General features: G+C 58.7%; 14 protein-coding genes. All 14 read right to left on the bottom strand.

The annotated features are described in order from the left end of the window. Nucleotides 1-41 precede the first annotated feature (41 nt). Nucleotides 42-908: an AAA family ATPase gene (locus tag ACXAGD_RS20685; protein WP_475213585.1), complete on the bottom strand. Its 867-nt coding sequence runs from the start codon at nt 906-908 to the stop codon at nt 42-44. 53 nt (nt 909-961) lie between these two features. Continuing rightward, nucleotides 962-3,379 carry an aerobic carbon-monoxide dehydrogenase large subunit gene (locus ACXAGD_RS20680; protein ID WP_475213583.1) on the bottom strand — a complete coding sequence of 806 codons (2,418 nt, stop codon included), beginning with the start codon at nt 3,377-3,379 and terminating at the stop codon, nt 962-964. Further along, nucleotides 3,376-3,870 carry a (2Fe-2S)-binding protein gene (locus ACXAGD_RS20675; RefSeq protein ID WP_170473684.1) on the bottom strand — a complete coding sequence of 165 codons (495 nt, stop codon included), beginning with the start codon at nt 3,868-3,870 and terminating at the stop codon, nt 3,376-3,378. The genes ACXAGD_RS20680 and ACXAGD_RS20675 overlap by 4 nt, the downstream gene beginning before the upstream one ends. A 14-nt stretch (nt 3,871-3,884) precedes the next feature. Then, the gene (locus ACXAGD_RS20670; RefSeq protein ID WP_475213581.1) at nt 3,885-4,718 is read right to left on the bottom strand and encodes an FAD binding domain-containing protein; all 834 of its coding nucleotides are present in this window, start codon (nt 4,716-4,718) and stop codon (nt 3,885-3,887) included. Between the two features lie 140 nt (nt 4,719-4,858). Next, complete coding sequence (locus ACXAGD_RS20665) at nt 4,859-5,944, bottom strand: MHYT domain-containing protein (protein ID WP_475213579.1); 1,086 nt, start codon at nt 5,942-5,944, stop codon at nt 4,859-4,861. Between the two features lie 659 nt (nt 5,945-6,603). After that, nucleotides 6,604-7,068, bottom strand: a complete 465-nt coding sequence (locus ACXAGD_RS20660) for a phosphate-starvation-inducible PsiE family protein (protein WP_475213577.1) — start codon at nt 7,066-7,068, stop codon at nt 6,604-6,606. A gap of 401 nt (nt 7,069-7,469) precedes the next feature. Then, nucleotides 7,470-9,353, bottom strand: coding sequence for a DEAD/DEAH box helicase (locus ACXAGD_RS20655; RefSeq protein ID WP_475213575.1), 1,884 nt, complete (start codon nt 9,351-9,353; stop codon nt 7,470-7,472). Between the two features lie 158 nt (nt 9,354-9,511). Further along, a complete protein-coding gene (locus tag ACXAGD_RS20650) occupies nt 9,512-10,462 on the bottom strand; it encodes a GlxA family transcriptional regulator (RefSeq protein WP_475213573.1) in 951 nt (316 codons plus the stop codon). 335 nt (nt 10,463-10,797) lie between these two features. Then, a complete protein-coding gene (locus ACXAGD_RS20645; protein ID WP_475208228.1) occupies nt 10,798-12,345 on the bottom strand; it encodes a trimethylamine methyltransferase family protein in 1,548 nt (515 codons plus the stop codon). Between the two features lie 207 nt (nt 12,346-12,552). Next, complete coding sequence (locus ACXAGD_RS20640; RefSeq protein WP_475213571.1) at nt 12,553-13,290, bottom strand: metallophosphoesterase family protein; 738 nt, start codon at nt 13,288-13,290, stop codon at nt 12,553-12,555. Nucleotides 13,291-13,302: 12 nt separating this feature from the next. After that, nucleotides 13,303-14,358: an aldolase/citrate lyase family protein gene (locus ACXAGD_RS20635; RefSeq protein WP_475213569.1), complete on the bottom strand. Its 1,056-nt coding sequence runs from the start codon at nt 14,356-14,358 to the stop codon at nt 13,303-13,305. 14 nt (nt 14,359-14,372) lie between these two features. Then, nucleotides 14,373-15,173 carry a 2-oxo-hept-4-ene-1,7-dioate hydratase gene (gene hpaH / locus ACXAGD_RS20630; protein ID WP_475213567.1) on the bottom strand — a complete coding sequence of 267 codons (801 nt, stop codon included), beginning with the start codon at nt 15,171-15,173 and terminating at the stop codon, nt 14,373-14,375. After that, nucleotides 15,170-16,024, bottom strand: a complete 855-nt coding sequence (locus ACXAGD_RS20625) for a fumarylacetoacetate hydrolase family protein (RefSeq protein ID WP_475213566.1) — start codon at nt 16,022-16,024, stop codon at nt 15,170-15,172. The genes hpaH and ACXAGD_RS20625 overlap by 4 nt, the downstream gene beginning before the upstream one ends. Continuing rightward, complete coding sequence (locus ACXAGD_RS20620; protein WP_475213564.1) at nt 16,024-17,505, bottom strand: NAD-dependent succinate-semialdehyde dehydrogenase; 1,482 nt, start codon at nt 17,503-17,505, stop codon at nt 16,024-16,026. The genes ACXAGD_RS20625 and ACXAGD_RS20620 overlap by 1 nt, the downstream gene beginning before the upstream one ends. Between the last annotated feature and the right edge of the window lie 5 nt (nt 17,506-17,510).

Raw genomic sequence — 17,510 nt, 5'->3', positions numbered from 1 at the left:
AGATAAACCTGCTGCGCGAGAGGGGAACCGAGTGACCTGCATCACGCTACTTTCCCGATCAGGCGATCCATCACTTCGGGCGGGGCAGCGTCATAGTCAGCAGCAGTTTTAAGAAGACAAACAAGGGTCGCCTGAACCTCTTCCCGAGATTGCGCCATGTCATTGACGCCCAGTCCCGAAAGGGCCGCCGCCCAGTCCAGCATCTCGGCGATGCCGGGGGTTTTCTCTAGGTCTTCCTTACGCAGCGCCTGCACGACGCCAACGATCTGACGAGCTAGTAGTCCCTCGACCTCGGGCATACGTGCTTTCAAGATTGCCATTTCCGTTTCACGCGACGGATAGTCCAGAAAACTGTACAAGCACCGGCGTCGCAAAGCGTCTGACAGATCCCGAGTTCCATTTGCGGTCAGGATCACGATGGGCCGGGAACGCGCCTTGATGGTGCCGAGTTCCGGGATGGTGATTTGAAAATCAGACAGAATTTCCAGCAGATAGGCCTCGAATTCTTCATCCGCCCGGTCGATTTCATCGATCAACAGAACAGGTGGTTCTTCTTCGCTGATCGCTTCCAGTAGAGGTCGCTTGAGCAAGTAGTCATCGGTGAACAATTGGGCTTCGCTGGTGCCGCCCTGCGCCTCGCTTGCACGGATGGCCAGCAACTGACGTTGGTAGTTCCACTCATAAATCGCGTGGCTGGCGTCCAGCCCTTCGTAGCACTGCAACCGGATCAACCGCGCCGCGCGCTGTGCCGCCAAGGCCTTAGCGACCTCGGTTTTGCCGACGCCTGCCGGGCCTTCCAGCAGCAGCGGGCGCCCGAGTGTCTGCGCCAGATGCAGCGCCATCGCCAGACGGTCGTCGGCAACATAGCCCACCTCAGCGAGGCCGTGCTGTATCTTCAGCAAACTCATGCCATTCTCCCGGATTGCCGCCGCACCGTATTTCAGCGCGACGGCCGTTCCTGTTAGCCGTGCATTCCTAGACCGTTGGCGATCTTCCAGATGCGCCAGTGGTCATGCGGCATGTGGCTTTGGACAAGACCAAATGGGCGGAAGGCATCATGCACCGCGTTCGAAAACGCGGGCACGCCGCCGACATTCGGGCTCTCGCCCACGCCCTTGGCACCGATCGGGTGATGCGGAGATGGCGTCACCGTATGATCAGTGGTGTAGTTGGGCGTCTCCCATGCCGTGGGCAGGAAGAAGTCCATCAAAGTACCGGTCTTCACGTTGCCCATCTCATCATAGGCGATTTCCTGGCCCATCGCGATGGCCAGCGCCTCGGTCACGCCCCCATGGACCTGTCCTTCGATGATCATCGGGTTGATCCGGGTTCCGCAGTCGTCCAGCGCATAGAACTGCCGGACGTCCCATTCGCCGGTATCCACGTCGATCTCCATCACGCAGATATAGGCCCCGAACGGATAAGTCATGTTCGGCGGGTCATAGTAGCTGACCGCCTCAAGACCGGGTTCGAGCCCTGGGATTGCCTGATTGTAGGCGGCAAAGGCTATTTCCTTCATGGTCTTGAACCGCTCAGGCGCACCTTTGACTGAAAACCGGTCCACGTCCCATTCAACGTCGTCGTCATGCACCTCCAGCAAGTAGGCTGCGATCATCTGCGCCTTGGCGCGGATTTTGCGGGCGGCCATCGCCGTTGCCGCACCGGCCACTGGTGTCGACCGAGACCCATAGGTGCCAAGACCATAAGGCGCGGTATCAGTGTCGCCTTCTTCCAGCGTGATGTCATCGGCAGGTAGGCCAATCTCACTGGCGATGATCTGGGCAAAGGTCGTGGCATGGCCCTGACCCTGGCTGATCGTCCCCAGCCGCGCGATGGCGGAGCCGGTCGGGTGGATGCGGATTTCGCAGGAGTCGAACATACCCAGGCCGAGGATATCGCAGTTCTTGACCGGTCCGGCCCCGACGATTTCGGTGAAATGCGTCAAGCCGATGCCCAGCAGTTTGCGGGTCTTTCCGGCCTTGAAATCCTCGATCCGCTGCGCCTGTTCCGTCCGCAGACCTTCATAGTCCACGGCCTTCAACGCCTTATCCCACGCAGTGTGATAATCACCCGAGTCATACTCCCAGCCCAGTGCCGACTGATACGGGAACTGATCGGCCTTGATAAAGTTGATCCGGCGCAGCTCAGCCGCGTCCATATTCAGCTTGATCGCCAGAACCTCAATCATCCGTTCGATGAAATAGGCAGCCTCGGTCACCCGGAACGAGCAGCGATAGGCCACACCGCCCGGCGCCTTGTTGGTGTAGACGCCGTCTACAGCCAGATAGGCGGTCGGGATGTCATAGGACCCGGTGCAGATGTTCATGAACCCGGCCGGGAACTTAGTTGGGTCGGCACAGGCGTCAAATCCACCGTGATCCGCTGTTGTATGGCACCATAGACCGGTGATTTTGCCGTCTTTGGTCGCGGCGATCTTACCCTGCATCCAGTAGTCGCGGGCAAAGGCGGTGGACATCAGGTTTTCCATCCGGTTCTCGACCCATTTCACCGGTTGGCCGGTGACGATGGATGCAACAACCGAGCAGACATAGCCCGCGTAGGCACCAACTTTGTTACCAAAGCCACCACCAATATCTGGGCTGATCACGCGAATATTGTGCTCGGCTAGACCCGAGATCAGCGACACGACGGTCCGGATAGCGTGCGGGGCCTGGAAGGTGCCATACAGCGTCAACTTGCCGGTCACCTTATCCATCGAGGCAACACAGCCGCATGTCTCCAGCGGGCATGGGTGGGTCCGATGGTAATAGACCATCTCTTCCGCCACGACATCCGCCTCTCCCAGAACGGCTTCAGTCGCGTCTTTGTCGCCTTGTTCCCAGGTGAAGATATGGTTGTGGTGTTTGCGCGGGCCATGCGCGCCCTCGGTTTGACCCGCAAGGTCTTCACGCAGGACAACGTCCGACTTCAACGCTTCGAACGGGTCAGTCAGGACGGGCAGCTCTTCGTACTCGACCTCGACCAGCTCTGCCGCATCCGCTGCGATGTATCGATTTTCGGCGACGACATAGGCGACTTCCTGGCCTTGGAACAGAACCTTGCCATCGGCCAGCACCATTTGCTTGTCACCTGCCAGCGTCGGCATCCAATGCAGGCCCAACGGTGCCAAATCCTCGGCCGTCAACACCGCAACTACACCGGGCACGGCCAGCGCTGCGTCCTTGTTTACACTGACAACGCGCGCATGTGCGTAAGGCGAGCGGACAAATGCGCCGAACAGCATTCCATCCAGCTTAATGTCATCGACATAGTTGCCCTTGCCTTGGGTGAAGCGCACATCCTCAACGCGTTTGCGCGAGCTTCCCATCCCTTTGAGATTGGCGGCGCGTTCTTCGGGGGTCATGGATTGGTCGTTCATTCCGCGGCCTCCTTCTGAGCGTTCAGCATGTCAGCCGAAGCCGAAATCGCTTTGACGATGTTCTGATACCCGGTGCAGCGGCAGAGGTTACCGGCCATACCAAATCGGATATCTTCCTCGGTTGGGTTCGGGTTTTCCTGCAGCAAGCGATGCGCGCGGGTAATCATGCCCGGCGTGCAGAAGCCGCATTGCAGCCCGTGATGTTCGCGGAACATTTCCTGCAGAACACCAAGGCTACCATCGTCATTAGTGAGGCCCTCGACGGTAGTGATATCAGCGCCGTTCACCTGCGCCACAAAAGTGGTGCAGGATTTAACCGACTTACCGTCGATATCCACGGTGCAGGCACCGCAATGGCTGGTTTCGCATCCGATATGAGGACCGGTGATTTTCAGATCTTCCCGCAGGAAGTGGATCAACAGCGTGCGCGGCTCAGCCAGTCCTTCGACCTCTTTGCCGTTCACGGTGAGTTTGACGTGCATTTTCGACATGAGTGTTCCTCCCCTCAGACCACGCGGCTTTGCGCACGGTCGATGGCGCGGCGCAGCATCACAGCCGCCACGTGTTTCTTGAATTCGACGGGGCCGCGGTTGTCGGCCACCGGGTCGATCGCGTCGAGCATCGCTGCGACACAGCCGCTGACGTCCCCATTGGCCAGCGCATTGCTTGCGTCTTCGGACCAGATGGGTGTGTCTGCCAGGTTGGTCATTGCGACCGAAGCCTGACCATTGCCGACCATCACCGCAGCCGCAGCCGTCGCATAGTCACCGATCTTGCGTTTTTGCTTTTCATAGGCCTGGCCAATACCTGTACCCGGCACGGGGATCGAAATCCGGGTCAGGATTTCCTCATCATCACGTGCGGTGAAATAAGCCGCCTCGTAGAAATCCCGGGCAGCGACGCTGCGGTTGCCGTCAGGGCCAGACAGCTCGAACGTGGCGTTCAGACACTGCATCAGCCCCGGCATGTCATTGCCTGGATCACCGTTAGCGACATTGCCTCCAACGGTACCCATGTACCGAACTTGGGGATCTGCAATCTGTAGAGCCGCCTCACGGATCAGTGGGATGGCGGTGGCCAGTCCTTCATGAGTAATTAACTCATGCTGCGTGACCATCGCGCCAAGCGTCACGGTGTCGGATCCGACCTCAATGCCTTTCAACTCGTCAATTGCCTGAAGATCGACCAAATGGCCCATCTCGGCCATGCGCAGCTTCATCATGGGGATCAGACTGTGCCCGCCTGCTATCACCCGCGCTTCGTCTCCGTGTTCCTGTAGAATGCCAATAGCCGAGGCGATGTCGCCTGGCCGGTGATACTCAAAACCGGCTGGTATCATATTTTTCCTCCCTGGGTCCGAGCTATGTGCCTTGGGGGACCTGTGGAGTAGGAAAGAACGTGCGCCCTAACGCTTCCAGCGGTCGGGAACAGGTCGCGCAGCTTGTTTCACGAAATGCGAATAGGCTGCACGAACTGCGATCAAAGGCCCAAGGCCTCGCGAATATCCGTCAGACGGGACCGGCTGACCGGCACTTTGGTCAAGGCGTCGACCCCGTCAAAATAGCAGGTGCCATTGTCCTTGTGACGCTCAAAGCTCGAGACGTGTTTGGGGTTCACCAGATAGCTTCGATGGGCACGCAAAAACCCGTCTGGTTTAAGGCGGTTTTCGGCCTCGGTGATCGACCAGGGGCAAAACAGTTTTTCGGCACCCATGTATAGAACGGTGTAATGCCCCTCGGCCCGAATGGCGGCAATGCTGGCGGGCTCTGTGAAATATGTCTGGCCTTCACGCTCGAACGGAACACCGGCGCGCAGGGTTGTTGCGGGTTCCGGGGTGCGTTCCGGTTCAGGCCTCTCCTTGGGCTCGATGAACGAGATCCCGGTCAACAGAAAAGCTCCGCAGATCAGGAAAACCGAAACGGTGACGCCCATCGCAAGAACCTGATTGTCCAGCGCGGGCCCCGCACCGCCAGCGCTGTCGCTTGCCACAAACTCGGTCATACCGGTTGCTACGAAGTGCATGGTAAAAACAGCCAGTCCAAAGCAAACTGTACCCAGCAGGATATTGCGTTGCGTGCGGTTGCCATAAGCAACCCAGATGGCCGCGACCGACAGAACCACCGAGGCCAACGTCGCCAGAGTAACATCCAGAACACTATACACGGGGCGGCATAGCTGCATTCCGGCCATACCGATGTAGTGCATCACCACGATCCCCAGACCCACGATTACACCGGATCCGATCATCGTCTGAGGCGTGCGCGGGCGAAAATGCAGCAACAAAAGCGCCAGCCCAACCATCAGAATCGCAACAAGCGCAGAGATCAGCGTGATCAGAGCGTCGTAGTAAAACAGGATCGGCAGTTGCAGTCCCAGCATGGCAACGAAATGCATCGACCAGATACCGCCACCCAGAATGACCGCCGCCAGAGCAACCACAAGTTTGCGGCGCTGGCTGTCCAACCGGGATGCCCCATGGGTCAGGTAAAGACCGGTAAATCCGGCCATCAGCGCCACGGCTAAAGATGCCGCAACAAGCCAGGCGTTGTGCGAATAGTCCAACATATAGGTGTACACGCCCTCCCCAGCGCGTATTTGACGTTAGCAAACTGAAATTCCCGGCACAATCTACTGCGCTCAGACTGCAGCATTGGCGCCTCAGAACAATTCAAGCCCTATAAGCCAAACCCTTGCCCACCTGCTTTCCCCTCAGGTCTGTCGGCGACGGCAGTGTGGCTTCCGGCACAACCAATAGCGGCCTCGGTGCCGGTGGGTTTCTTTAGCTTTATGTCAACTTGCATCGCGCATCTCTGTCTCATGGCCGTCTAATTGCAGTGCAATGGAACCATCAGGCCGAGTCAAAACGCAAAGGCCAAACTGGTCGGGCGCTAATTACTTGCATGTGGTCGTTCCTGAGTGTCAGCCTGGATTGCAGCTCATACCCCGGGGACATGTGTTAGTAGCGTCACTCATTTCCGACCCGGGCCTAAAATCAGGATGGCCCAATTTGAATTCGATCATTTGCTGCAGAAATTCTAAATCGATCAGACGCGCTACAATGCCGTTTTTTTGCGGTCGCCCGCGTTGGGGTGTTTTTTTGGTAGAATCCGATTATCTTGCGGGATCGCGAGGGCTTAGGCCAGATCGCATGCGCGGAACAGAGTGCTCTTCCAAGTTCCGAAAACGATTTCGCAGCAGGGACGGGAATGAACAACCGGTTTAACCTATGGCTTTCTGTCTATAAGCCAATAAGTTACGCCCAACGCCAGACCGATTGCTGCGTAACCGAGAAAGTACTGAGGCTCCAGGTTTTTGTCGTCGAGTGTGATGATCTTTCGAGCGACCGCCATCAACGCTGTTGCGACAACAAGCTTAATGTGGATGACATCGGCGGTCAGATAGAGAGTTATGTTTGTATAGATCTCTATCGCGATGAGAACGACCAACACGGCGCTGAATACAGCGAGAAGGTCACTGACCTCAAGGATATAAACAGGCGGCTCCATCAACTTCAGATACGTCGTGAAACCGGCGTCAATTATGGCCAACAGGATGATACCCAGCATTAGAACTGACAATGCTCTGACACCGTGACGGATCATGCGGTTACACCATCGAACGATGGAGTCCTCGTGATCGGGGTCTAGTTCCACATGTGCTGGGATGGGATTTTTCTCTTCACCACTCACTGTCGTCTCCAATTCCGAACCAGATCGCCAGCGTGACCGAAATCATCCAGATGCATCACTCGCTTAGACTTTAACTGAACCCTCTCACAAAAGAGGGGTAGTTTTCTAGGCCGATCTAATTGGTCGTTGGAACTCTTTTATCGACACAATGCCAGTCTTCACAGCGGCTTGCATGGGCTACTCGCCCGGGCCCACGTCTGCGCATTGAGCGCAGGACCGAAATACGGTTGTGGAGCCAGAAATCCACGAGGTCTCGGGCCTCTGGAGTTCAGAAGCCCAAGTGCATGATTTTTTTGAAGCCTCAGACTGGCCATTTTTTAGTCGGAAAGCATGCGGCTTTCCAGTGCGGCCCTTGTTGAAATCCAATCAGGGCGCAGCTGGACTATTAGCAAGCGCTTTCCTTACTTCGACCGCCTCGGCATGGCGTTGCCGCCCTTTGCCGCAGCCGCGCGGGCGCGGTTTTTCTTGCTACTAGGCTTACCCTTCGGCGGCGGCGGGCCCTTGGGGCGGCGGTCCGGTTTTTTGCCTACGCTGTCACGGTCACGTTTAGGCTTGGCATCGGCTTTCACCTTGTCCGCAGGCTTGGGCGCCGCCTTTTTTCGTGCCTTTGCGGGTTGCGGCTCGGCGAGGCGTGGGGGTTTTTGCCCGGACTTCTCCCAGGTTTTCTTGCCTTTCACACCCCGCTTGGGGCCTGCTTTTGGCGGCCTCGAGACATCGGGGGCTGCGTCCAGTTTCACGATGTCCTTTGTGCCTTCGACCTTCATCTGGGGCCCGATCGCGTCCAAAAAGCCGGGAACGCTGCTTTCGCGAATTTCGATATAGGTCACTTCGTCAGCTATACGGATCGCACCGACATCGGATTTGGTGATGTTCCCCGCTTTGCAGATCATCGGCAGCAAATAGCGCGGAGACGCGTTTTCGTTGCGCCCTTCCGATACTGAGAACCAGACGCTCGGACCAAAAGGCGCGGACGGCTTTGGCCCGGCATCTTTGACGTCGCTCAACTCTTCCGGTGCGGAATGCTGTTGCTGATATTGACGGACATAGGCCGCAGCAAGCTGCTCGGGCGAGTACCGCGCAACCAATTCGTCAACGGACGCGCGTTCGGTCTCGGTTACATCTGCTTGCCAGTCGTCCGAGCCGAACATCCGCTGCAGGTCCTGCGCATTGACCTCGTCTGCCGAAGGGGCAGACCCCCATTCGGCTGTCAATTTGGCGAATTTCAGCAAACGCTGCGCCTTTTTGAACGAAGACGGGGGAACGACCAAAGCACTGACCCCTTTGCGCCCTGCCCGTCCGGTTCGGCCCGAGCGGTGCAGAAGGGTTTCGTGGCTGTTGGGCAGCTCGGCATGAACCACCAGATCCAGGTTCGGCAGGTCGATCCCGCGCGCGGCGACATCGGTTGCCACGCAGACACGGGCGCGCCCGTCACGCATGGCCTGAAGGGCGTTGGACCGTTCGCTTTGGGTCAACTCACCGGACAGCGCCACAACCGAGAACCCACGGTTCGACAGGCGGGCCGTCAGGCGGCTGACCATGGCACGCGTATTGCAGAAAACAATGGCGTTTGGTGCCTCATAAAACCGCAGCACGTTGATGATCGCGTTTTCACCGTCCCGGGGCGCGACGCTCATCGCTCGGTATTCGATATCGGCGTGCTGCGCCCGTTCACTGACAGTGCTGACACGCTCGGCATCTTGTTGATATCGGGCGGCGAGGCTGACAATCGCGCGGGGAACCGTGGCCGAGAACAGCAACGTCTGGCGGTCCGTCGGCGTTTCTTCAAGTATGAACTCCAGATCCTCACGGAACCCGAGGTCGAGCATTTCGTCGGCTTCATCCAGAACGACGGCGCGTACTTCCGTCAGATCGATTGACCCGCGCATGATATGATCGCGCAAACGCCCCGGTGTTGCGACCACGATATGCGCCCCCCGCGACAGCGCCCGGCGTTCATCGCGCATATCCATGCCACCAACGCATGAGGCGATGAAGGCCCCCGCATCCGCATAAAGCCACGCCAATTCGCGCTTGACCTGCATCGCAAGCTCTCGCGTCGGCGCGATGACCAGTGCCAAAGGCGCGCCTGCTGTATCGAAGACCTGTGCCTCACCCAGAATGGTCGGCGCCACAGCCAGACCAAACCCGATGGTTTTCCCCGATCCGGTCTGTGCTGAAACCAGCATGTCCCGCCCCTGCAGTTCAGCTGCGGTTACGGCCTCCTGAACGGGGGTCAGGGTGGTATATCCTTTGCGCTGCAGCGCATCTGCGAGAGTTTGTTTCATGGTTCGGCTTTCTAAGGTGATGCTGTCACCCTCAGAGCGTCCAACACACGGATCATAATCGAAGCGCTGCTCTTACCCACAGAACAAGCGGATGTATAGGGCGGAAAGTGAGTAACCGAAGACCCCGCTAGCCAACCCTATTCCGGCAGGGACCCATATCACCCGATCTTGTTCTTTTGCAGATGCGGGGTAACGCCAAAATGGGCCCGGTACACCCGCGCGAAATGGCCGGGGTTTTCGAACCCGCAGGCAAACGCAACTTCGGTAACCGAGGATTCTGTCTGCAACAACAGCTTGCGCGCCCGATCCAGCCGCATTTCCATAAAGTACTTCTTCGGCGACGCATTCAGGTACTTGCCAAACAAACGCTCCAGCTGACGCGTCGATATCCCGATTTCTGTCGCGATCTTGGATGGCGAAACTGGCACCTCGATCGAGTTTTCCATGATCTGAATGGCTTTGGCCAAATGGGCGTTTCGCATTCCGTTTCTGGATTGGATCGAAACACGCTGTTCTGCCGTGGCATTGCGAACGGCATTGTATACCATCTGGTCTGACACAGCGACGGCAAGGTCATGGCTGTGGTCCTCTTCGATCAGATGAAGCATCAGGTCCGCAGTCGCTGTGCCGCCGGATGCAGTTACGAACTTGCCATCGACGCTGAACACGCTGCGCACCAGATTGACCTCGGGAAAGGCCTCCATAAAACTGTCGTGGTACTCCCAGTGTATGGCCGCGTCGGTTCCATCCAGAAAACCCGCCTCTGCCAGCAACCAGGCGCCGGAACACAATGCGCCAATCTTCGTACCGCCGGCCCGCTCACGTCTGAGTGTGGCAAGCAGCGAACGGGATACGTGTGACTGCATATTTATGCCGGACAGAACAAACAGCCGATCACATTTGACGATATCGGTCAGCCCGCCATCCACAACGGTCCTAATGCCATTTGAACAGGTGACCGTTTCCCCGTTTTCGGACAGAATCGACCATTTGTACAACTCTTCACCCTGCACAAGGTTTGCTATCCGAAGGGGTTCCACCGCGCAGGAAAACGCGAGGTGCGAGAACTCTTCGATGAGCAAGAAGATAAAGTGCTGTGTTTTGGACATGGCGGCCTTCGTTTCAAAAGCAAAACTGCGCGGAACAAACCGCGCAGTATCAAGAGCAGGGGTATTTCCCGAAAGGTTAATGCGCAGCTCAGCGTACAGCGTCAAGCCAGCTATCTTAAGCAGCGTGTTTTGCCGCGACCCTTCCATCGACAAGGTGGTCGATAGTGTCTGAGCTGTCGTCGCTATCCGAGGTATTCTTGTTTTGCGCTGAAACATCGTTGATGTCAATTTTGGCAAACTTGAACAGCTGCGCAGACAATCCTAGCGGCGACATCAAGCGACAAAAAGGCCTGCCCGATCTTTTGGGCAGGCCAGTCGGGGAGTGAGTTGTGTGCTTAGAAGCTCTGGTTCAGTTCATCGGCGGCCGGGATTTCGCGTTCGCGGCGGGCGATGTAGTCCAGCAGTTCTTCGTTCCTGGCCTCGTCCAGCTTCGGCTCCTGATATTCGCCCAGCAGTTTGCGGGCGTGTTTCAGGGCGCGCTCTGTGATCTCGACGCTGCCCTCGGCCTGCCATTGCTCGATCGAGTTGTTGTCGAACAGTTCCGGCATGAAGAACGCGGTCTGGAAGTTCTCCTGCGTGTGCGGATGACCCAGGTAGTGGCCGCCGGGGCCCACATCCGGCACCGCTGACAGCGCCTGATCGAAGTCATGCCATTTCGGGCCCTCGGCCATGCGGTAGGCCATCGCGCATTGCTCGGCATCGACGATGAACTTGGCGACGGAACAGTGCATCCCCGCCTCGTTCCAGCCGGCCGAGTGCCAGATATAGTTGGCACCCGCATGCACAACCGCGCCCAGCGTGGTTGCCGATTCATAGCCCGCCTGCGCGTCAAAGGTCTTGGCTCCGCCCAGCGTGTTCGAGGTCCGCCATGGCACGTCATAGAACCGCGCCATCTGACCAATCATGAAGTTCATCAGGCTGATCTCGGGCGTGCCCGCCATCGGTGCACCCGACTTCATCGACACCGTCGACAGATAGTGCCCCCAGATCGCCGGCGCGCCTTTGCGGATCACTTGCGTGTAGGCCAGTGCCGACAGCGCCTCGGCGGTCAGCTGCGCCACGGTGGCCGGAACGGATGCGGGCGTGTTGGCACCGCCCAGAACGAAGGGCGAGCACAGCACCGGCTGGTTGCGGCGGCAGAAAGCACGCATGGCGCCCAGCATGGTCTCATCCCAGACCAGCGGGCTGTTGCCGTTGCAGTTGCCGGTGGTCACCGGGTGATCGTCGATGAAGCCTTCGCCAAACAGGATATCGCACATATCCATCACATCCTCGGCGTTCTTGGGCGAGGTGGTCATGCCCATGAACATCTTGTCCGAGTATTTCATCGATGAGTACGTAATCCGCAGATGCCGCTGGCTGATCGGGTGGTCATAGGGCTCGACAATGTGGTGGGCCGAGCTGTGCAGCGCCGGCATCATGTGGCTCAGTTTGTGGAACATCGCCAGATCTTCCAGCAACGGGTTGCGGCGCACATCGTCCAGATCGCGCAGGAACGGCGCGCCGGTCATCGGCACGAAGACCGAGTGCTTGCCGCCCAGCTTGACGTTATTGGCCGGGTTGCGGGCGTGATAGGTGAACTGCGCCGGGATGGTCGAGATCAGCTCGCGCACCATGTTGCGATCCAGATAGACCAGCTCTCCAACGACCTTGGCGCCGGCTTTCTTCCAGTCTTCCAGCGCGATCGGGTCGCGGAACTGGACGCCGACATTTTCCAGAATGTCCATCGCGGCGGCGTCGATACGTTCCACCTGGCTGCCGTCCATGACCTCACAATCGGGGATCGCGCGGGTCAGGCCCGGAAGCATCTGAAAGTTTGGCGCAGTGCGCAGGGCGCGGCGCGCTGAGCGCCCACCAGAGCGCGAAGCTGTACGAGTGTTCATAGGGCCTGTCTCCAATCCTGGCCCCAAAACTGAAGGATTCGCGAATGCGCCACCTCACCGATTGCGATATCTCATTGCAAGAAACGACATAACGCAGCCGAAACCGGCGGTGGAACACTAATAGGGATGAAGGGGTGTCGTGAAACGTCCGAACGACCAACGCCAATGCGGCCGCCATGGTGGGGTGGCTGAAGTGACAGCCGGTATTCAGGACCCGGCGTGGGTCAGGCGTTTTCGCCCGTCATCCTGCAATAACCAGCATTCTGATCCCTCAAAAACAGCGGCGGTCAGTGCTTTGCCGTATCCAGCGCCTGTATCGATGTTCACGCGGTTACTATGATGTTCCGCGGCGGAGACATGCGTATGGCCGTGAACGACCAGCCATGGATGAGGGTCCGCGTAGTTTAGGAACTCTTCCCGGATCCAGATCAGTTCGTCGGGGTCCTGAAGCTGCAAGGGAACACCAGGCTGAATGCCTGCGTGGACGAACAGCAGATCTTCGTGCTGATAGTACGGCAACAGGCCTGCCAGAAAATCAATATGGGCCTGCGGAACGGCAGCTTTGGCTCTGGCGTGGATCTGATAGGTTCGGTCGCCCCCGTCTACGTCAACTCCATAAGATCTCAACGTCTCGATTCCACCTATTCGGGGGTGCAGCCAATGATAGCCGACCAGCAGGCGCGCATCGTTTCTTGGGTAGTCTTCAAGAAACATGGCGCACATCTGGTCGTGGTTGCCGCGCAGGAACGTCCAGTTCCTGCCGTCAGACTGACCTTTCGCCAACAGATCCAGAACCTCGCGGCTGTGAGCGCCGCGATCGGTGTAGTCACCGATAAAGACGATTTGGGCATCAGCCCCGCCGTCTTTTTCAATGCGCGCCAACGCGTCCTCCAGCATGTGCAACTGACCGTGGATGTCGCCGATGGCATAGATAGGTTCAGGCATTTTCAGGCGCTCTTATTCAGACCAGTCGATGCGGAACTCTTCCCGAAAGGCAAACCGCACCAGATGGGCTTCGATCACGTCTTTCCAGCGCGCCAAGTCGCCGCGCGGGCCGGTCGCAGCGGTAATCGTCAGGCTTTCGTCCTTCGCTTCCAGGGTCACACTGTCGCCATCCGGAAAGGCCACGCTGCCCTTCGTTTCGTCAAAGAACACCTCAGCCTTGTGCGACCAGTGTTTGCACAGCTGCTGCAGGTATTTGCTGGCCACGGCGGTTTGGGCAACGCCCGAGGCGGTCTGATCCGGCAGCAGGCTCAGCCCCGCCTTGGCGGCGTTCCGCATCGCCGTCGCAAACAGTGTAACGTCGATATTGGTCGCTACGAACGTGGCCCCCAGATCTAGGCATTTGCGCTGCATCGCCGGATCAAGGGTCAGGACACCTGCCGCCTTGCCCGCCGCCACGATGCGGGTGAGCGCGTCCAATACGGCCGCGACCACTTCCGGATGACCGGCATTGCCGATATGGCCCATGTCGGCGGCCAGATCGGATGGGCCGATAAACACCCCATCCACATCGGTGGCCAGAATTTCGTCCAGCGCTGCCAGACCCTTTTGGTTTTCCACCTGCACCAGCAGGCAAATCTGTTCGTCCGCCGTTTTCAGGTAGTCCGGGATCGCTGCAAACCGCGAGGCCCGCGCCAGTGCCGAGCCCACACCCCGTACGCCATGTGGTGGGTAATGCACCGCCCGCACCAGTTCACGCGCCTGATCGCCGCTTTCGACCATAGGCACCAGAAGGTTCTGTACGCCTGCGTCCAGATATTGCTTGATCATCCAGGTCTCGCCAATCGGCAGGCGCGCGACCGGAGTGCTGCCCGATCCCTCTATCACCTGCACCTGCTCAAGGATCGAGCGGAGATCGTTCGGCGCGTGTTCCCCGTCAACCAACAGCCAGTCGAACTGCGCGGTTGCTGCAATCTCAGCCGTATAGCTGTTGGCCATCCCGACCCAGCAGCCGATCTGCGGCTGCCCCGCCTTAAGAGCGGCTTTGAAGGTGTTCTTCGGCGCAGGCATGTGCGGCGTTCCTTTCAGGCAAAATTGATATCGACCGAGCCGAATGGCCCGAAATCGGCATGGATCTCAGTACCAGAGGGGCATTCGACCGGACGGATAAAGCTGCCGGACAGGATGATCTGACCGCGCTCAATGCTTTGGCCGTATTGCGCCATGCGGCGGGCCAGCCAGACGACGCTCTCAACTGGATCGTTCAGAACTCCCGCGCCCAGACCGGTTTCCTCGATCTCGCCATTGCGGAAGGTCAAGGCTCCCACCCAGCGCAGGTCAAAGGCATCCACCGCGTGACGCTCCGCGCCCAACACGATGCCGGCATTCGCAGCATTGTCGCTGATCGTGTCGAATACCGTGCGCGGTTTGCCTGTTTCCGGGTCAACGCGTTGAATACGGGTATCAAGGATTTCGATCGAGGGCGCGACGTAATCCGTGGCGGCAATGACATCGTCGCGGGTGACGTTTTCGCCGCCGACCGCGGATTTCATCACAAATGCAAGCTCCGCTTCAATTCGCGGCTGGATGAAACGACCCGCCGGGACCGTTCCGCCGTGTTCGAAGGCCATGTCATCGAAAAGGATACCACTGTCGGGAATGTCGATGTTCAGCGCGTATTGCATTGCTTTTGAGGTCAGGCCGATCTTCCATCCGATCACCTTGCGCCCCTCGGCCAGTTTCTGGCGATAGATGGCATTTTGAACCTCATAGGCATCGTCCATGCCCATCTCGGGGTGGCGCAGGGTCAGAAGGCCGATCTGTTCACGCGTACGCTCAGCCTGCAACAGATCGGCGGCGGCGCGTGTGTGATCCTCAGGGGTCATGGCTGTTCGTCCTCAACCGTGTTGCGCAGCGTGCCGATGCCTTCGACCGAGACCTCAACCACGTCGCCCGGCGCCAGATACTTCGGGGGATCAAACCGCGCCCCTGCCCCGGTCGGCGTGCCAGTGACGATGATATCGCCCGGCTGCAGGGTCATGAAGGTCGAGATGTACTCGATCTCGCGCCGGATCGGGAACATCATGCGGTTCAGGGTGTCGTCCTGACGCAGCTCGCCATTCACATGGGTCTGAATGCGGGCGTCATCAAGTTGCGCCGCATCGGTAAAGGGTACAAGCCATGGGCCGATGGCACCTGTGCTGTCCCAGTTTTTGCCTTGGGTGACGTTGAACTTGGCGTGGCGCACCCAGTCGCGGATCGTGCCTTCGTTGCACAGGGTCAGGGCCGCGATATGGTCATAGGCATCCTCTTGCGAAATCCGGCGACCGGTCTTGCCAATGACAATGGCAACCTCGCCTTCGTAATCCAGCGTGTGGTTTTCCGGCGGACGGATCAGCGGACGGTCGTGGCCGGTAAAACCGCTGGCAAAACGCGGGAACAGCGACATGTATTTCGGCTGCGCACTGCCATCCTTGTATTCCGCATTGCGATCCGGAAAGTTCACCCCGACACACAGGATACGCCGCGCATCCGGCATCACCATGTCATAGATAAAGTCGGTGTGGGTTACTGCTTTGCCCTCTGTGGCCTTGACCAAATCGTCAAACGCCCCTGCGGCAATTACCTCGTAGAGGCTGCCGAAAGAGGGAAAAGCGTCGTTCAGTGCTGTCGCACCGGCATCCGTGATTGCGCCAAAAAGGGTTTCGCCGTCGGCAGAGTAAGTCGCAAAGCGCATCAGGCCTCCTCGGCGGGTTCGATGCCGCCCATGCAGATGTATTTGAGTTCCATGAAATCATCGAGTCCATAGCGGGACCCTTCGCGCCCCAGACCCGACATCTTGACGCCACCAAACGGGGCTTCGGCGGTCGAGATCAGGCCGGTGTTGACCCCAACCATGCCGTATTCCAGCCCCTCGGACACGCGCCACACACGGGCCAGATCACGGGAATAGAAATATGAGGCAAGCCCAAATTCGGTATCATTGGCAGCGGCCACAACCTCGGCTTCGGTTTCGAATTTGAACAAAGGCGCGACAGGGCCAAAGGTTTCCTCGGTCGCCACCGCCATGTTCGAAGTCACGCCGGTCAGGATGGTGGGTTCGAAGAAGGTGCCGCCAAGAGCGTGGGGATTTCCCCCAAGCGCCACCTTGGCGCCTTTCGAGGTCGCGTCTTCGACATGTTCAGCCACCTTGTCCACAGCCGCCTGATCGATCAGCGGGCCAAAGATGGTGCCTTCGTCAAACCCGTTGCCAGTCGGCAGGGTCGCCACTTTGGCCGCCAGTTTTTCCGCGAAAGCATCATAGACCCCGGCCTGCACATAGATGCGGTTTGCGCACACGCAGGTCTGACCGTTGTTGCGAAACTTGGCGATCACCGCGCCTTCGACGGCGGCATCAAGATCGGCATCGTCGAACACGATGAACGGCGCGTTGCCGCCCAGCTCGAGCCCCAGTTTCTTGATCGTCGGGGCGCATTGGGCATAGAGCATGGCGCCGATTTCGGTCGATCCGGTAAAGGTCAGCTTTTGCACCATCGGGCTCGACGTCATCTCACCTCCGATGGCGCGCGCCGAACCGGTGATGACCGAGAACAGACCCGCGGGCAGCCCTGCGCGCTCGGCCAATACAGCCAGCGCGATGGCCGAAAACGGTGTCTGGCTGGCGGGTTTCAACACCATAGAACAGCCCGCAGCAAAGGCCGGACCGGCCTTGCGGGTGATCATGGCGTTGGGAAAGTTCCATGGTGTAATCGCGGCCACAACGCCGATGGGCTGTTTGACAGTGATGATCCGCTTATCCGGCGCATGGCCGGGCGTGACATCGCCGTAGGCACGGCGCGCCTCTTCCGCGAACCACTCGATGAAACTGGCGCCATAGGCAATCTCACCCTTAGCTTCGGCCAGCGGCTTACCCTGTTCGGCGGTCAGAATGGCACCCAGGTCTTCCTGATTTTCCATCATCAGGTCGTACCAACGACGCAAGACTTTGCTGCGCTCTTTTGCGGTGCGTTTGGCCCAGTCTTTCTGGGCACGCTGCGCATCCGCAATTGCATCGGCCGTTTCTGCAGCGCCCAGATTGGGCACCCGGCCGATCACCTCGCCCGTCGCCGGGTTGGTTACGTCAATCGCGCTTGCAACCTCGGACACATCCACCCATCTGGACCCGACCCGCGCCTTTTCGGCAAGCAGGCTGGGATCGTTAAGACGCAGTTCAGTCATTCGAT

This window comes from Ruegeria sp. ABF4_144 (assembly GCF_056160045.1).
The sequence above is the reverse complement of the archived record's forward strand: the minus strand, read 5'-3'. Positions and strand labels throughout refer to the sequence as shown.

Bases quoted from the DNA above. Each gene is read 5' to 3' on its own strand.
- ACXAGD_RS20685 (WP_475213585.1), bottom strand. From the start codon at position 908: ATGAGTTTGCTGAAGATACAGCACGGCCTCGCTGAGGTGGGCTATGTT.
- ACXAGD_RS20680 (WP_475213583.1), bottom strand. From the start codon at position 3,379: ATGAACGACCAATCCATGACCCCCGAAGAACGCGCCGCCAATCTCAAA.
- ACXAGD_RS20675 (WP_170473684.1), bottom strand. From the start codon at position 3,870: ATGTCGAAAATGCACGTCAAACTCACCGTGAACGGCAAAGAGGTCGAA.
- ACXAGD_RS20670 (WP_475213581.1), bottom strand. From the start codon at position 4,718: ATGATACCAGCCGGTTTTGAGTATCACCGGCCAGGCGACATCGCCTCG.
- ACXAGD_RS20665 (WP_475213579.1), bottom strand. From the start codon at position 5,944: ATGTTGGACTATTCGCACAACGCCTGGCTTGTTGCGGCATCTTTAGCC.
- ACXAGD_RS20655 (WP_475213575.1), bottom strand. From the start codon at position 9,353: ATGAAACAAACTCTCGCAGATGCGCTGCAGCGCAAAGGATATACCACC.
- ACXAGD_RS20650 (WP_475213573.1), bottom strand. From the start codon at position 10,462: ATGTCCAAAACACAGCACTTTATCTTCTTGCTCATCGAAGAGTTCTCG.
- ACXAGD_RS20645 (WP_475208228.1), bottom strand. From the start codon at position 12,345: ATGAACACTCGTACAGCTTCGCGCTCTGGTGGGCGCTCAGCGCGCCGC.
- ACXAGD_RS20640 (WP_475213571.1), bottom strand. From the start codon at position 13,290: ATGCCTGAACCTATCTATGCCATCGGCGACATCCACGGTCAGTTGCAC.
- ACXAGD_RS20635 (WP_475213569.1), bottom strand. From the start codon at position 14,358: ATGCCTGCGCCGAAGAACACCTTCAAAGCCGCTCTTAAGGCGGGGCAG.
- hpaH (WP_475213567.1), bottom strand. From the start codon at position 15,173: ATGACCCCTGAGGATCACACACGCGCCGCCGCCGATCTGTTGCAGGCT.
- ACXAGD_RS20625 (WP_475213566.1), bottom strand. From the start codon at position 16,024: ATGCGCTTTGCGACTTACTCTGCCGACGGCGAAACCCTTTTTGGCGCA.
- ACXAGD_RS20620 (WP_475213564.1), bottom strand. From the start codon at position 17,505: ATGACTGAACTGCGTCTTAACGATCCCAGCCTGCTTGCCGAAAAGGCG.